Genomic DNA, 14,361 nt, shown 5'->3' with positions numbered 1-14,361 from the left:
TGATTCCTCCCGGCGCGACCCGCGCTCTCGCGGCAATAATCACCTCGCGTGAACCGATTTACAACTCGCAAAAATCGATTATTCATGTCCTCGGCCGACAAGAATATGCCTCTGGCCGCGCCTCGGGAGGACGAGCCATGGCACATAGGCAGGACCAGCCGCGGCGTCCGTCGATCCACGACGTGGCGAGCCGCGCCGGCGTGTCGGCCGCCACCGTCTCCAAGGTCATGGCCGGCGTCACCACGGTGAAGCCCGAGAACGCGCAACGCGTCTTCGATGCCGTCGAGCAATTGGGCTACCGCGTGGATCCGCTGGCCTCCGACATGCGCAGGGCCAGGCGCCGCATCATCGGCGCCATCATGCCGGAATTCGAAAGCGAGTTCTTCGGCCAGATGCTCACCCAGCTCGAGAGCCTCGCCGAGCAGCGCGGCTACACGCTGGTGGCGGCGTCGAGCCGCGAATCCGAAGCGCGCGAAACGGAGATCCTGGCCCGCATGCATGACTGGCGCGTCGCCGGCGTGGTGCTGGCGCCGGTGCGCAACGAGCATGGCCCGGCGGCCGCATTCATGAAGGCCAACGGCATGACCGGCGTGTTGATCGACCGCGTGTTGTCCGACGATGCCTTCGACACGGTGTCGGCCGACAGTGCCTCGGCCAGCGCCGAAGTGGCGCGCGAGCTGCTCGGCAAGGGCCACCGCCACATACTGGTCGTCGGCCTCGGCGAGCAGGCGGCGACGGTGCGCGCCCGCCTCGACGGGTTCCGCGCCACCGCGCTGCGACTGGCGCCGGATGTGCGCATCGACGTCGTGCTTGCCGAAACCGATGTCGAGCCGCTCAGGGCACGGTTGCGCGACTATTTTGCAGAAGGCGAGCGCCCGACGGCGGTCTATTCGCTGTTTCTCAAGGGCACGCTGGTGGCGTTGTCGGAATTCCGCCGTCGCGGCTGGCACTGCCCCGACGACATTTCGCTGGTCGGCTTCGACGACGCCGAATGGATGCAGGCGACATGGCCGGCCATCGCCGCCGTGGTCCAGCCGGTGCGCCAGATCGCCGGCCACGCGATGGACGCCCTGTTTGCCAGGATCGAAGGCAAGGAGGGACCGCCGACGGCGCGGCTCGAACCTTGCCGGGTCTTGATGCGGGAATCCGTTGGCTCGCCAGGCAGCGGCCCGCCTTCCGGGGAAGGGGACCGACAATAGCAGCCGCATCGTCCATAGCGCCGTGCCTGAGGCGGCTCGCACAATTGACATCGCGCGCCGAAGCGGTTTTTTATGGCGCGGTATCCAACGCGGAGGGCGCTATCCGGTGAAGAAATACGAGAAGCCAAGCTGGCAGAAGCGTGAGCGGCTTTCGGCCGTCACGGCCCAGGCGAGCCCATCATCAGGTGCGACGCCGCCGCCCTGAGCTGTCTGGCGCATTCGCCTGCCGAAACGCAAGGCGCGGTCGCTCGATCGCGCCTTTTGCTTTTTGGCCCCTCACGCGATGCCGGGCGCCCGCCGCGGTCCCAGATGACGCATCCTGCGGCCGATGATCATCAGTTGACGTGCCGTGTTGTTGCGCAGGCGCCGCACGCGCCATTCCAGCCCGGTTTCGGTGGTGATCTGCTTGGCGTAGACGCTCACACGCATACCTTCCTCATCCGAAGCCACCTTGACCGGGTCGTCATAAAAAGCGCCGATCTTGTCAGCCGCCATGCCTGGCGTTTCCAGCCAGCGCGGAATGTGAACCGAATGGAGCTGATCGACATCGATCATGACCCGCCCGATGCCGACGCCCGGCGTCGGGCATGTCGTCACGAATGCATCGCCAATGAAGACGACCCCATCGCGACGATGGCCTTGCGTCATGGTCAGATTGACCTGTCTGACCTCGACGGGGCTCGCCACTTCGAAGTTGCCGCACTGCGCCGATATTTCGGGCATCAGCTCGCAGAGCATCTTTTGCGGATCGGCGCGGAAATCCCGCGTCCACTGGTCGGCGACGGTGCGATAGACGAACATGTTCGCCCGCATCCTGTCGCCGATGGGAAAAACGGTGAGATAGGCGACGCGGTCCGAGGCCCGCTTGCCGTAGGAGGTTACGGCCCGATAGGCGCAATCACGCGGCGCAATGGCGAGGTCGAACCCCATCGACAGCGAATGCGCCTTCGACAGCTCGATGCGTTCGACGCCGATGGCGCGCCGCACCGCCTCGCTGTAGCCGGTGGCCACCACCAGCAGGCGGGCATTGATGACGCTGCCGTCGGCCAGCACCAGCCGCTGCCGGTCCGGTCCGGTCGAGACCTCGGTTACCTTGCCGACCGTCAACGGCACCTGCGGCGGCAAGGCGTCGCGCAGGCCGTTGATCAGCGCGCCGTAGGAAAATGCGTATTCCCACTTCTTTTCACGGGCGAAGAACTGGCCGAGGCGGAAGACATCGACGTCGGTAAACGGGGTGACGAGAGGCATGACCATCTTGTCGAGGCCGAGCTTCTCGAACAGTCGCATTTGGTTCGCGCCGATCTTCTCGGCCCGGAACTCGTCGTGATGGACGCGGTGCGGATCGATCAGCGCCACCTTGCGGCCGGCGTTTCCCAACAGTGTTGCCAGGGTGGTGCCGGCCATCCCGGCGCCAATGATCGCCACGTCGACTTCAGTCGGGGTAGCCTCGGCGGGCGGCATGTCGACGCCCTCTATGCTAGTCATTTCCGTCTCCACAATCTCTGGTGGAACTATCTTCCGGGCCCATATCAACCTCAAGCAACCAGCACGGGTGGCTGGTGGTAACCAATGTTTAGGTTAATGGTGGGCGCCTCTCCTGTTTCCAGCGCGGCGCGATCGCCGAGCCATCGATGAATTCCAGGCCGCCCGCCTCGTTGAGCGTGTGCAACTTGCGCCCATTCCATAGCGCGCCTGGGGTTAAGATGGTCTCGACCACCTGCTCCATGCCGTTCACATCAAGGTGAGCGACGCGTGCGATGCCAAGGGCGGCGCCGTAGCTCCTGCGGCAATCCTGCACCGGGCGCAGCAGGTCGTTGCCGCGCTTGACCATGCGGCCGGCCGGCCGCGCCGAGGCAATGTCGACCAACACGGGGTTCTTGGGATGCGGCGTCCAGGGTCCGCGAAAATCCGGCGCCGACCACAGATACAGCGCGTCGGAGAAGGCCCCGCCGCCGTCGCGGACGGTGGCGAACAGCCACCAGCGCCCGCCATGCTCGACCAGCGTAGCGTCGCTGGCGACGATGTCGGACAAGAGCGTCGCCTCCTTGACCCATCCGCCGGGGAAGGCGGTGGCACGGTAAAGGTCGACCGTGCGGTTGGCGCAGCTTTCCGGCACCATCCAGACTTCGCCGTCGCGCTCGAAGACGAAGGGGTAGGAGAGGTGATAGGGCAGGTCGAGCACCGGCTCGGGACGTCCGATCGGCCCCGATGGGCCAAACGGCACGGCGGAGATGATGGCCTTGCCGAGGCGGTGGATATAGTCCTCGACGAACAGGGTTACCTGTCCCTGGTAGAGGATCGGAAACGGATCGGCGTAGAAGCGGCTGCCATCGTCGGGCAGCACCTGCCAGCCCGTTGCCGGATGGGCGCGCAGGTCGAACAGGTCGCGGCCATTGGTCTGGCGCCAGCCGACCTTCCAGTGCGGGGCATTGTAGCAGAGGTGATAGATCTTCTGGACGACGCGCCGCGCCAGCGCCTTGCCCGCCCTGATGCCAAGCCTGGCGGTGGAGGGTATCCGCGGCGAGGCGCCGGCCTGCGCCGGTTCAGGCAGGACGGGCACGGTGCGCGCCGTGCCATTCATTGCCGACGGGGGCATCGCCGCGACGATCAGGCTTGCCGTGCGCGCCAGCATGTCCTGGAACGAGGCAAGCGCGATGCCGCCATATTCGGTGCCCAGGCGCCCTTCGGCGACGGCGGCGCCGTTCTCCTCGATGCGGGCGACCGGCGTGCGGCCGTCGAGGATCAACGCCAGCAGGGCCGCTTCGCCGGCGGCGCCGTCATAGGTCACGCGCCAGACCCGCGTTCCTTCCAGGCGGACGTCGCCGCAGAGGTCGATCACCAGATCAGGAGAGGCGGGCGGCTGCGTCCGGTAGGGCGCCAAAGCCGACAGCGGCAGGCGCTTGGCCAGCCCGTCCGCCGGCAGGCCATGGATGGCCGTTTCAAGCTGAAACAGCGCCGTGGCGCTGCCTGGAATGCCGCCCCCGGCCGGCCTGGCGTCGACGGAAACCTCGACCGGGGCCAACTCGGCCAGGCGCTGCAGGAGCAGCAGGTGAAAAGCACGGACGCGCTCGCTGTCCAGGCGCAGGCTTACCCGCATGTCGCACCCCTGGCATTTCGACGTTCGGCATCTGGCCGGTGTTCGAAAATTGGACACGCGAGAGGCCCGGACGGATGGGTCGAAGTGAAATGTTGCCCCATTTGCGTCCGTCTCCTGCTCGCCCGCGCCCGCGTCACCACGCTCGTGCCTTTATCAGGCAAACTCCGTGCCAAAAATCAGGAGAGCTCCCAACATAATTAACAGTGTTTTAACAGTTGGAGGAATAGCTAGGCTGAGGCCGCAATTAATCTTTTGGGGCATATGGAGTGTTGTCGGAGCGACCTTTGCAATCATCCCTGCTCTCGTTGCCGCAACAACATGCTCCAGAGGTGACGCAATACGCCCCGGAGCCAGCGCCGACGGCGTCCTATGCATCCTCGACCGTCGAGCTGGGTGACCTGAAGCGCATATTGGTGCGCCGTCGTTTCCTGATCCTCGCCACCGCCGCGCTGCTGACCCTTGTGACGCTGCTCTACGGCCTGTTCACGCCGGCGCTCTACAGTTCGGTGGCCGAGATCATCATCGACCCGCAAGACCTGCAGGTGGTCACCAACGACGTCAATCCGAGCCGCGTTCCGCCCGATGGCGGCATCACCATGGTGGAAAGCCAGGTCAGCGTCGTCCAGTCGACGGGCGTGCTGCTCAGGGCCATCGAGGCAACCAACCTGACCGAGGATCCGGAATTCAACGGGCAGGGCGGGTTGGTGGGCCGTTTGCTTGGCGGCTTGCTGGGTTCGGGGTCGGCCGAAACCGACAGGACCGGAAAGACGCTCGATGCGCTGCGCCGGCGGCTGGCGGTGAAGCGGGCCGACAAGGTGCTGGTCCTGGATGTGATCGTCACCGCCAAGAGCCCCGACAAGGCGGCGAAGCTCGCCAATGCCATCGCGCAGGCCTACCTCGCCGACCAGGCGAGCGCTCGCGCGAAGATGGCCACCGACGCTTCCGATTCCATCACCGCGCGGCTGGACGAACAGCGCAAGCGCGTCCAGCAGGCCGAGAACGCGGTGGAGGCCTACAAATCCGCCCACAACATGGTGATGGCGGCGGGCAATCTGGTCAGCGACCAGGAACTGACCGAGATCAACACGCAGCTTTCCGCCGCGCAGAGCCGCACCGCGACGCTGAAGGCGCAGGTCGACCAGCTGCGCCGGTCCGGCGGTGCGCCGGACGCGACCTCGGAAGCGATGCGCTCGTCGGTGATATCGAGCCTGCGGGCGCAGGAGGCGACGCTTGTCGACCAGGTTTCGCAGCTTGGCACCGAACTCGGGCCGCGCCACCCCTCGATGATCGCGGCGCAGCAGCAGCTGCGCGACACGCGCGCCCTCATCGCGCGCGAACTCGGCCGCATCAGTGCCGCCGCCGAGACCGACTACGAACGGGCGCTGGCCAACCAGCAGGCGCTGGAGGCCAAGGTCGCCGGCATGAAGAGCAAGTCGCTCGACACCGACCAGGCGTCGGTCAAGCTGCGTGAATTGCAGCGCGACCTCGAGGCGGTGCGCTCGGTCTACGCCACCTATCTGCAGCGGGCGCAGGAAACGCGCGAGCAGATCAACGTCGACAGCACCAATGCGCGCATCATCTCGCAGGCCATGCCCGCCTTGAAGAAGAGCTGGCCGCCGCTGCCGCTGCTGCTTTTCGGCGCCCTCTTCGGCGGGCTGGGGCTGGGCACCGCGCTGGCGCTGATCGCGGAATATTCCTCGCCGACCGTGCTTTCCAGCGCGCAGATGCAATCGGCCATCGACGCGCCGGTGTTTGGCGTTCTGCCGGCGAAATCGGCGCGCCGCCGCTGGTGGCCCTTCGGCGGCGCGGCCGCCTCGGCCGGGCAGAAAACGGATGCGGTCGCGGGCCTGGCGCTGAGGCGCCTTTTCGCCTCCAGCCGGCGTCCGCCGAACTGGCCGCTGGTGCCGTCCATCCTGCTGACATCGCCGCCCGAGGACGCCGCGCAACGGGGCAGGGTGGCGCGCCTGCTCGCCAATGCGGCGGCTGCCAGGGGCAGCCGTGTCCTTTTCATCGACACCAACAATGCCGGCGGCAAGAAGGAGCCGCAACCCGGTCTCCTCGACGTGCTGCGCGGCGAATATGCCTTCGAGTCGCTGAGCCAGTACACGGCCGGCAGCAATGTCGCGGTGCTGGGCAGGGGTCGACAGAAGGCCGTCCTTTCCGAGGCGCAGGCCGTCTACTTCACGCAGCACATGCTGGCGCAGGCGGGCCGCAATTTCGACCTCGTCGTCGTCGACGGCGGCGCGCTGGCCGACAATCTCAACGCCTCGCCGCTGGTCGCCATGGTCGACGAGATCGTGATGGTCGCGACACTGAACTCGACGCCGATGCGCGATGTCACGACGGCCTCGCAGGCCATTTCCGTCATGGGGCGGTTGCCGACCGGCGCCTTGCTGGTCGACGAGGCGGCCTGACATGGCCGCGATCCGGACCGCCAACCCGGCAGCCGGCTGGGCCGGTTCGGGTCAGGTCGCGGCCGCACCCCGCGCCGACTCCGTCGACTGGGTGACGCGCTTCGGCCTGGTCGCGGTCGTGGCGCTGCTATTCGCCATCTCCGGCGGCATGTTGTGGCTGGTGGGCTATAATTACGACGGCCTGACCGGCAACCCCGCCACCAAGATCCATCCGTCGACCTATCTGCTCGTGCTGGTGTTTGCCTGGCGCGCCTGCACCTTCGGCAATCCGGTCGGCTACACGGTGGCCATCGCCGACCGGCGGCCGGCCAGCACGCTGATGGCGGTCATCTCGATCGTGCTGCTGGTCGTCGTCATCGCGCGCCAGCGCCCTGGCATGGCCGGCATGATCGACACGTTCGTGGCGCCGGCGCTGCTGGTGATGATGCTGGCCGAGGACGACGAGAAGACATTCACCCGGATGCAGACCGTGGTTCACGCCATCATGACCGTGAACGCACTGCTGGCCCTGTTCGAGTTCGCCACCAAGACGCTGATCTTTCCCTATCGCCTCGACGGCGAAGCGTTCATGACCGACCTGCGCTCGACGGCGCTTCAGGGCCATCCGCTTTCCAATGCCACGGTCACCTCGATCTATGTGCTGGCGCTGCTCTCCGGCTCGAAATCGCTGTCCGTGCCGCTGCGGCTGGGGCTGATCGGCCTGCAATGCGCGGCTCTCGTCGCCTTCGGCGGCCGCTCCGCGATGGTGCTGACCATCTTGCTCGGCGGTTGCTACCTGCTCATCCAGGGCCTTCGCGGCTTGCGCACGGGGCGCGTCAACCTGCTTGGCGCGGCCCTGGGCCTCATCCTTGCCGCGCTGGTCCCGGTGGTCATCGCGGTGGCGGCGTCCTACGGCTTTTTCGACGCGCTGCTCGAGCGCTTCGTGTCGGACTCCGGCAGCGCCAACGCCCGCGTCGAGATGTTCGACCTTTTCAATCATCTGGAATTGCGCGACGTGATCGTGGGGCCGGATATCGACCTCATCGAGAGCCTGCGCCGCATCAGCGGCCTCGAGCAAGGCATCGAGAACCCCATCATCCGCATGGTCCTCTACCAGGGCGCCTTCTTCACCTTGCTGTTGTTCGTCGGCTTCGCGCTGTTCATGCATGAAGTGGCGCGCCGTTGCCATGCCGGCATCTGGCTGCTGATGCTGGGCTGGCTGATCCTGCTCAACACGTCCGAAAGCCTGGCGTCGAAGACGACGCTCACGACCAAATTCGTGGTGATCGCGCTGGCGCTGTATCGGCCGACGAGGGGGGTGGTGAGGCAAGGAGTGCGCGGACCGGGGGATGGTCAGCCAAAGGGCTTGCCGCTGCGTCGTTAGCGTCAGATTCCCCCGCGCCTCGTCATCCGTGCCAGCGCTTCTCCCAGGGGCCATCGTCAGGCGCAACACGTCAGGTTTCGACCGTTGCCTCATTTGATGTTCGCGGCATGGGTTCCAGGCGACCCGGTCGCAAAAGTCCGCCCAGAAAAAGTCTGACGCGGTCCCCTGGAACGAGAAGATTACGCAGGAGATTCATGGCAAGGGTGGGACAATCTGGTTCCAGCCCTCGAGACCCGCCCCGTGCCGATCAAGCCGTTTTTCCTTGCCTCCGCATCGAGCCTCGCGCTCCTCGCCGCACCTGCGGTGGCGCGAGCCAGCTGCCCTCAGTTGTCCCTCGACAACCAGGCCTACACCAATGCGACGGCGATCTGCTTCGTCACCACGAGCGGCGTTGTCGACCTGACCAACACCAATACGGGCATGATAGGCGGCGTTGGGGATACGGCGAGCACCGACACCACGACGATCGACAATGCCGGCTCGATCAGCAGCTCCTTCTCGGCAATCAGGTTGCAAGGAACGCTGACCCTGACCAATCGCTTGGGCGCCACCATCTTTGGATCGAGAGGAGCCATAAATGTAGGCCCCAGTGGCCTCACCACGATCGTCAACGATGGCAGGATCGAAGGCATCTACGCCCTCGATGGGGACCACTACCTTGACCTGACGAACACCGGGGTCATGGCGGGGCAGTCATTCGGCATCGACGGCTACACGGTGAAGGCGACCAATTCCGGCACGATCTCGGGTGGCTACTTCGCGCTCAGGGCCATCGGCGACCTGACCCTCGACAATTCGGGCGACATCGTCACGGACACCGACCCATCGACCAACAGCACGGCTGTCAGGGCTTGGGGCGGCACCACCGTGATCACCAATTCGGGGCTGATCTGGAGCGACAGCGGCTATGGCATCCACGCGGAGGTCTACGTAAAAAACGTTTCCGTCGGCTCTTTCAGCTTGACCAACAGCGGCACGATCGGCGGCGACATCGGAGTCTATACCGCCTCCAATAGTCTCAGCACTGTCAGTGCGACTATTGTCAATTCCGGTACGATTTCTGGCTCTTCGGCGGCCATTTCAACCGATGGAGATCTGACCCTCGATAATTCAGGCTGGATCAAGTCCATCGGCAATTCGGGCGATTGGGATGGTGTCGCGGCCCACGGCGTCACCACGAAGATCACCAATTCGGGCAACATCGACAATTTCGGCGTCTATGGCACGGGCATCGTTGCCGACGGCACCGACGCCAACGCGTCCCTGGCGTTGACCAATAGCGGCCGGATCACCGCCACGTTCGGTGTGTCCTCGCAGGTCACAACGACGACGATCGACAATTCCGGAGGCATTACCGGCACGGGTGGCGCTGGCGTCTACGCGGACAGCGCGGCCGCCAACGCGTCTCTGGCGTTGACCAACGGCAAGAGCGGCACGATCACCGGCGAGTACGGTGTCGATTCGCAGCTTGTCACAACGACAATCACGAATTCGGGCACCATCACCGGCGTATACGATGCCGGCGTTTATGCCGAAAACGCCGCCGCCGCCGCATCCCTGACGGTGACCAACAACGGCACGATCACCGGCGTGTCCGGCGTCTCCTCGCAAGTGGCCGCGACGACGGTCGCCAATTCGGGGATCATGACCGGCACAGGCGACTCCGGCGTCTTTGCCCGCAGCGCACTTGCCGACGCGTCCCTGGCGCTGACCAACAGCGGCACGGTCACAGGCGGCTATGAAGGCGTCAATTCCCAGCTTGCCACGACGACGGTCGCCAATTCGGGGGCCATGACCGGCACAGGCGACTCCGGGGTCTTTGCGCTCAGCGCGCTTGCCAATGCGTCCCTGGCGGTGACCAACAGCGGGGCGATCGCCGGCGGTTACTTCGGCGTCAACGCGCAGGTGGCCACGACGACGGTCGACAATTCGGGGACCATCACCGGCACGGGCGCTTTCGGTACTGGCGTCTATGCTTTCAGCAGAAGCGCCGACTCGTCTCTGCTGTTGACCAACATTGGCTCGATCACCAGCGGCTTCGGCGTCAATGCACAGGTCGCCACGACGACGATCGACAACGCCGGAACGATCGCCGGTGCGGCCTATTTCGGCGTTGGCATCGGTGCTTACAGCTCACTTTCCGGCGCATCCCTGGTGCTGACGAACAGTGGCACGATCACTGGCAACGTGGGCGTCTCATCGATGGTCGCCACGACGACGATCGACAATTCGGGGACCATCGCCGGCGACCAATACGGCATCAACGCAGGCAGCTTGCTCACGCTCACCAATACAGGCCTGATCTCGGGCGGTGCTGCCGCGGTCCTGCTGAACAAGGACGGCAACAGCATCGGCCTCGACAAGGGTGCTCGCTTCGATGGTGCCATCGACTATGCCGGCACCACCGGCAACACCACCCGCTTCAGCCGTGGCAGCTGGATCCTCGACGTCGCCAATTACGATGCCGCTGACAACACGATCGTCACCGGCGGCAGCGCCTATGTCGTGAAGGGACACCAGATCATCGTCGCCGATGGCTCCGCGGTGCAGGCCGGCGCGCGCAGCGCGCTCGACATCACCCGCTCGCTCTCGGGCCTCGCCAGCGACGCCCTGTCACTGTCGCCGTCGTCCTTGCCCATTGCCAGTTCCTCCGGCGCCAGTTCCTCCGGCGGCGCGCTCGCCTATGCCGACGACAATGCCGTCGATCGGAGGTTTACCTCCGCGGCGCTGACCGGCTCAGGCCAGGACAACGCGTTCTCGGGCTTCTCGAACGGGGCTGTCGGCGATGCTGCCGGCAACATCGTCTGGTCGCGTGTCCTGGCCGGGCGGAGCGTGGCTTCGCAGGACGCGGCCAGTGCAGACTCCTGGATGAATTTCGTCGGCGTTGCCTTCGGCGGCGATCATCGCGTCTCGGACACGCTGCGCCTCGGCGGCTTCTTCGGCCTCGCGGACAGCCGCACCGAGACCGACAGCAATTCCTCGCTCAAGTCCAAATGGTACTATGCAGGGCTCTATGGCAGCTGGTCGCCCGGTGCCGCCTTTGTCGAGGGGAACCTTACTGGCGGCTATGCCGAGAACCGTTCCGAGCGCATGGTCACCAACGGCCTCGCCACGGAAACGGCCAGCGGCGACTATGGCTCGACTTTCGTATCGCCCGAGCTCGCCCTTGGCTATCGTGTCGCCCTGCAGCCCGGCACCAGCCTGACGCCGCAACTGCGCGTCCGTTATCTCGGCGTCGACGCCGAGGGCTATGGCGAAACCGGCTCGAGCGCCGACATGACGGTGTCCTCGCACTATACCGGCTTCCTGGAGGAGCGGGCGCTGGCGAAGCTTCAATTCGACAATGAGCGCTGGAGCCTCTTCACCACTCTCGGCGTCGTCGCCCTGCAGCGCGTCCAGGGCTCGGGCACGGATGTCAGCCTTCTCGGCATCGCCTCGACCGTGGCGGAAGGCGACAGCAACCTCTTCGGCATCAGCTTCGGTCTCGGCGGCAACTGGAAGATGAGCGACACCGTCTCGCTCTACGGCGCCGTCAACGGCACGGCCTTGAACAACAATGCCAGCATCGACACCAATGTCGGGGTGAAGATGGTGTTTTGAGGGGCGGCACCGCGCCGCGTCGCTCCTTGCTTCGCGCTAGGGTGACGAAGGGGGAAGCTCAATCTCGACGGTCGGCGCGCTATTCCGCCGGCATCCTCAACCCAAGTGCTTCGACCATCGCCGGATCCAGCGCGCGCGTGGTGTCGTCCATCATGCCCATGCCGTCGAAGAGGTCCCAGAACGCCCAGGGAAAGCCCGCGGCCTCGGCGCTCTGCCTTACATCGGCGATGTAGCGGGCGCGGTCGGGGTTGGGTGCTGCCACATAACGCGCGTCGGTGCGCAGCGCGCCGAATTCGCCCATGATGACGCGCTGCGGCGCGATGCCGTTTCTGTCTGCCCAGTCGCGCGCCTGGCTGAGATATTTGTCGATGAACCAGCGGTCGGGCCGGGCGTCGAAATAGACCTTCAGCACGCGCTCGGTCTCCGCATAGGCGGCCTTCTTGTCCGCTTCGGAGGTCTCGGTATCCGCGGCCATGCGCGCCCGGACGGAGGCCAGCGTCCGTTCGAGCGAACCGGCGGAGGCCGGCCACGGCACGTTGTTCAGCGCGCGGTAGACGGGCTCGCGCATCCACGGCGCGCCCTGGTGGCTGAACAGATAGGGCTCGTAGAAGTGGAAGGTGAACAGGATCGGCTCGTAGGCCGCCAGCGGCGCCGGATCGAGCGCGGCCAGCCTGCTCACCATCGAGCCGCAGCCGCCGGTGACGACCAGCGGCAAGGCCCGGGATGACGCCCTGGCCGCGGTCAGCAGGGATGCCTGGACCTGCGACCAGACATTGGAGTCGCAGGACTGAGGCGGTTCGTTGACCGGCTCCAGCGCCACCATGCCCCGCGTGAACCGGTCCAGCCTGCCGGCAAGCTCGCCGACCAGCGCCCGATAGGCCGCGAATTCGGGTGCCGCGGTGCTGGAGACCATGCGGTCGGGGTTCCAGTAATGGGTGGCGCCGTTGGCCTGGACGTTGACGATGATGCCGAGACCGGCGTCGATCGTGGCGGTGACGGCGGCGTCCAGCATATCCAGCAACTTGCCGCGCGTGGTGGCGTCGGCTGCCAGGAACGGGCCGGGATCGACGGGCAGGCGGATGAAATCGAGCCCGGTCTGGCGCAGCCGACCTAGGTCGTTTGGGGTTGGCACCGGCCGCTGCGACTGGAAGGGCGGCCAGTCATAGTCGGTGCGCGGGGCGGGGAATTCGCGTGTCAGTGCAAACCAGGGCCAGGCGTTGACGCCACGGCGGAAACGCCATTCGCCGGCGCCGGCAAAGGCGGACCGCGCGGGAAGCTGCGCCAGCGCCGCGGGCACCAGCGCCGTCGACAGCGCGGTGCGCAGCAACCGCCGCCGCGACCAGCCCGTCATACGGCGCCGGGCGAGGGGCGGTCGATCGCGGCTGTCCGCTCTGATGTCACGCCGAGAAGCCGGTAGGCTTCATCCTCATAGGCAAGCAGCACATCCTCCCAGCGGAAGGCTTCGCGGGCGCGCGTCCTGGCGGCTTCACCGCAGGCCTTGACCAGCGCGTCATCCTCCATCGCCTGCCGCATCCGCTCGGCGCAGCTCTGCGTATCGGTGAAGTGGACGGCGGCGGCCCCGGCGACCCACCTGTTGTAGGGATTGTCGTGCGCGATCACCATGTTGCCGGCGGCCAGCGCCTCGACCAGCGACGGGTTGGTGCCGCCAACCGTGTGGCCATGCATATAGGCGCGCGCATGATATCTCAGCGCCTTCACCGCCGCCTGGTCGTAGATGGCGCCGGGCAGGACCACCGAGGCGTTCGCCGCCTTGCGGATGGCGACATGATAGGGATTCTGGTCGGAGAGCGTGCCCAGCACCACCAGCTTCATGTCGCGTTTCTGGCTGCAGAAGGCTTCGACGATGGGCAGGATGTTGTTGTCGGGCTCGATGCGCGCGATCGAGATGAGGTATTTTCCAGGTTCGAGCCCGAGCGCGCGTACCGGCGCCTCGGGTGCCGATGTCACCGGGTCGGCGCCATAGGTGATGGTGGCGATGGCGCTGCGCGGCCGGCGCGTCGCCAGGTGATCGGCGATGACAGGATGGTCGGCGACCAGGCGGTGCGAAGCCCAGGCGCCGATCCATTCATTGAGCCAGAACCAGGTGCGCGCCGCTGGTCCCCATTTCGGGCGGCGCCACTCGATGCCGTCCATATTGGTGATGATCTTGCGCCGCATCAGCCTGAGCCAGGTCAGGAAGACCGCGCCATTGTAGCCTAGCACCAGGCAGACACCGGGCCGGCGCGCTGCATCGAGCACGCACTGCCAGTCGAATTCCAGCGTCGCGCGCGGGCCTTTCGAGGCGACCTGGATGTGGATCAGGTCGATGCCGCGCCAGCTGTCGAGACGCACCCGCTGGTCGACCCGCTCGACCTCTTCCTGGCAGTAGACGCCGACCTTCCAGCCGCGTGCGACCAGGAAAAGGGCCAACTTCTCGGCGAAGGTCTCGAAGCCGCCATGGGCCGCGGGAATGCCGCGCGTCCCCAGGATCAGGATGGAAGGCTGTTCCGGTTTCATGACTGCTGGTACTTTCAGGTCCGCTCGATCCGTGACGCGAGGCTGTGTCATCTCAGAACCGCAGCCTAGCGATATCCATGCCAGACTCAGTTCCGGCCATCATCGCACTGGGGTTGTAAAATATTTCTTCCAACCGCCGGAGTTGTTTCACTATCGGTCAACTTTCCGCAC

General features: G+C 65.9%; 8 protein-coding genes. 4 read left to right on the top strand and 4 right to left on the bottom strand.

From position 1 onward, the window contains the following. Positions 1 to 137: 137 nt before the first annotated feature. Positions 138 to 1,199 carry a LacI family DNA-binding transcriptional regulator gene (locus tag AC1VON_RS27650; RefSeq protein WP_172349423.1) on the top strand — a complete coding sequence of 354 codons (1,062 nt, stop codon included), beginning with the start codon at positions 138 to 140 and terminating at the stop codon, positions 1,197 to 1,199. A gap of 276 nt (positions 1,200 to 1,475) precedes the next feature. On the opposite strand, the gene AC1VON_RS27645 is transcribed toward AC1VON_RS27650, so the two are convergent. Continuing rightward, positions 1,476 to 2,684 carry an FAD-dependent oxidoreductase gene (locus AC1VON_RS27645; protein ID WP_483125540.1) on the bottom strand — a complete coding sequence of 403 codons (1,209 nt, stop codon included), beginning with the start codon at positions 2,682 to 2,684 and terminating at the stop codon, positions 1,476 to 1,478. Positions 2,685 to 2,772: 88 nt separating this feature from the next. Beyond that, positions 2,773 to 4,296: a glucosamine inositolphosphorylceramide transferase family protein gene (locus AC1VON_RS27640; protein WP_172349425.1), complete on the bottom strand. Its 1,524-nt coding sequence runs from the start codon at positions 4,294 to 4,296 to the stop codon at positions 2,773 to 2,775. 284 nt (positions 4,297 to 4,580) lie between these two features. On the opposite strand from AC1VON_RS27640, the gene AC1VON_RS27635 reads away from it, so the two are divergent. The 3 genes from AC1VON_RS27635 (at position 4,581) to AC1VON_RS27625 (ending at position 11,673) form a co-directional block, all read left to right on the top strand. Continuing rightward, a complete protein-coding gene (locus tag AC1VON_RS27635) occupies positions 4,581 to 6,710 on the top strand; it encodes a GumC family protein (RefSeq protein WP_172349426.1) in 2,130 nt (709 codons plus the stop codon). A gap of 1 nt (position 6,711) precedes the next feature. Next, positions 6,712 to 8,073 (top strand): VpsF family polysaccharide biosynthesis protein, encoded by a 1,362-nt coding sequence (locus tag AC1VON_RS27630; RefSeq protein ID WP_483125539.1) that lies wholly within the window; start codon positions 6,712 to 6,714, stop codon positions 8,071 to 8,073. 327 nt (positions 8,074 to 8,400) lie between these two features. Continuing rightward, positions 8,401 to 11,673 carry an autotransporter outer membrane beta-barrel domain-containing protein gene (locus tag AC1VON_RS27625; RefSeq protein WP_483125538.1) on the top strand — a complete coding sequence of 1,091 codons (3,273 nt, stop codon included), beginning with the start codon at positions 8,401 to 8,403 and terminating at the stop codon, positions 11,671 to 11,673. A 79-nt stretch (positions 11,674 to 11,752) separates the two neighbouring features. On the opposite strand, the gene AC1VON_RS27620 is transcribed toward AC1VON_RS27625, so the two are convergent. Both AC1VON_RS27620 and AC1VON_RS27615 read right to left on the bottom strand, forming a co-directional pair. Continuing rightward, the gene (locus AC1VON_RS27620) at positions 11,753 to 13,024 is read right to left on the bottom strand and encodes a glycoside hydrolase family 5 protein (RefSeq protein ID WP_483125537.1); all 1,272 of its coding nucleotides are present in this window, start codon (positions 13,022 to 13,024) and stop codon (positions 11,753 to 11,755) included. Next, positions 13,021 to 14,190, bottom strand: coding sequence for a DUF1972 domain-containing protein (locus AC1VON_RS27615; protein ID WP_172349430.1), 1,170 nt, complete (start codon positions 14,188 to 14,190; stop codon positions 13,021 to 13,023). The genes AC1VON_RS27620 and AC1VON_RS27615 overlap by 4 nt, the downstream gene beginning before the upstream one ends. Between the last annotated feature and the right edge of the window lie 171 nt (positions 14,191 to 14,361).

It is taken from the genome of Mesorhizobium sp. HAY1-8B (assembly GCF_056868045.1).
Note: the sequence above shows the minus strand (reverse complement) of the source record. Positions and strands in the feature narration are given on the sequence as shown.

Coding starts and splice junctions, on each gene's coding strand:
- AC1VON_RS27650 (WP_172349423.1), top strand. CDS start 138: ATGGCACATAGGCAGGACCAGCCGCGGCGTCCGTCGATCCACGACGTG.
- AC1VON_RS27645 (WP_483125540.1), bottom strand. CDS start 2,684: ATGACTAGCATAGAGGGCGTCGACATGCCGCCCGCCGAGGCTACCCCG.
- AC1VON_RS27640 (WP_172349425.1), bottom strand. CDS start 4,296: ATGCGGGTAAGCCTGCGCCTGGACAGCGAGCGCGTCCGTGCTTTTCAC.
- AC1VON_RS27630 (WP_483125539.1), top strand. CDS start 6,712: ATGGCCGCGATCCGGACCGCCAACCCGGCAGCCGGCTGGGCCGGTTCG.
- AC1VON_RS27620 (WP_483125537.1), bottom strand. CDS start 13,024: ATGACGGGCTGGTCGCGGCGGCGGTTGCTGCGCACCGCGCTGTCGACG.
- AC1VON_RS27615 (WP_172349430.1), bottom strand. CDS start 14,190: ATGAAACCGGAACAGCCTTCCATCCTGATCCTGGGGACGCGCGGCATT.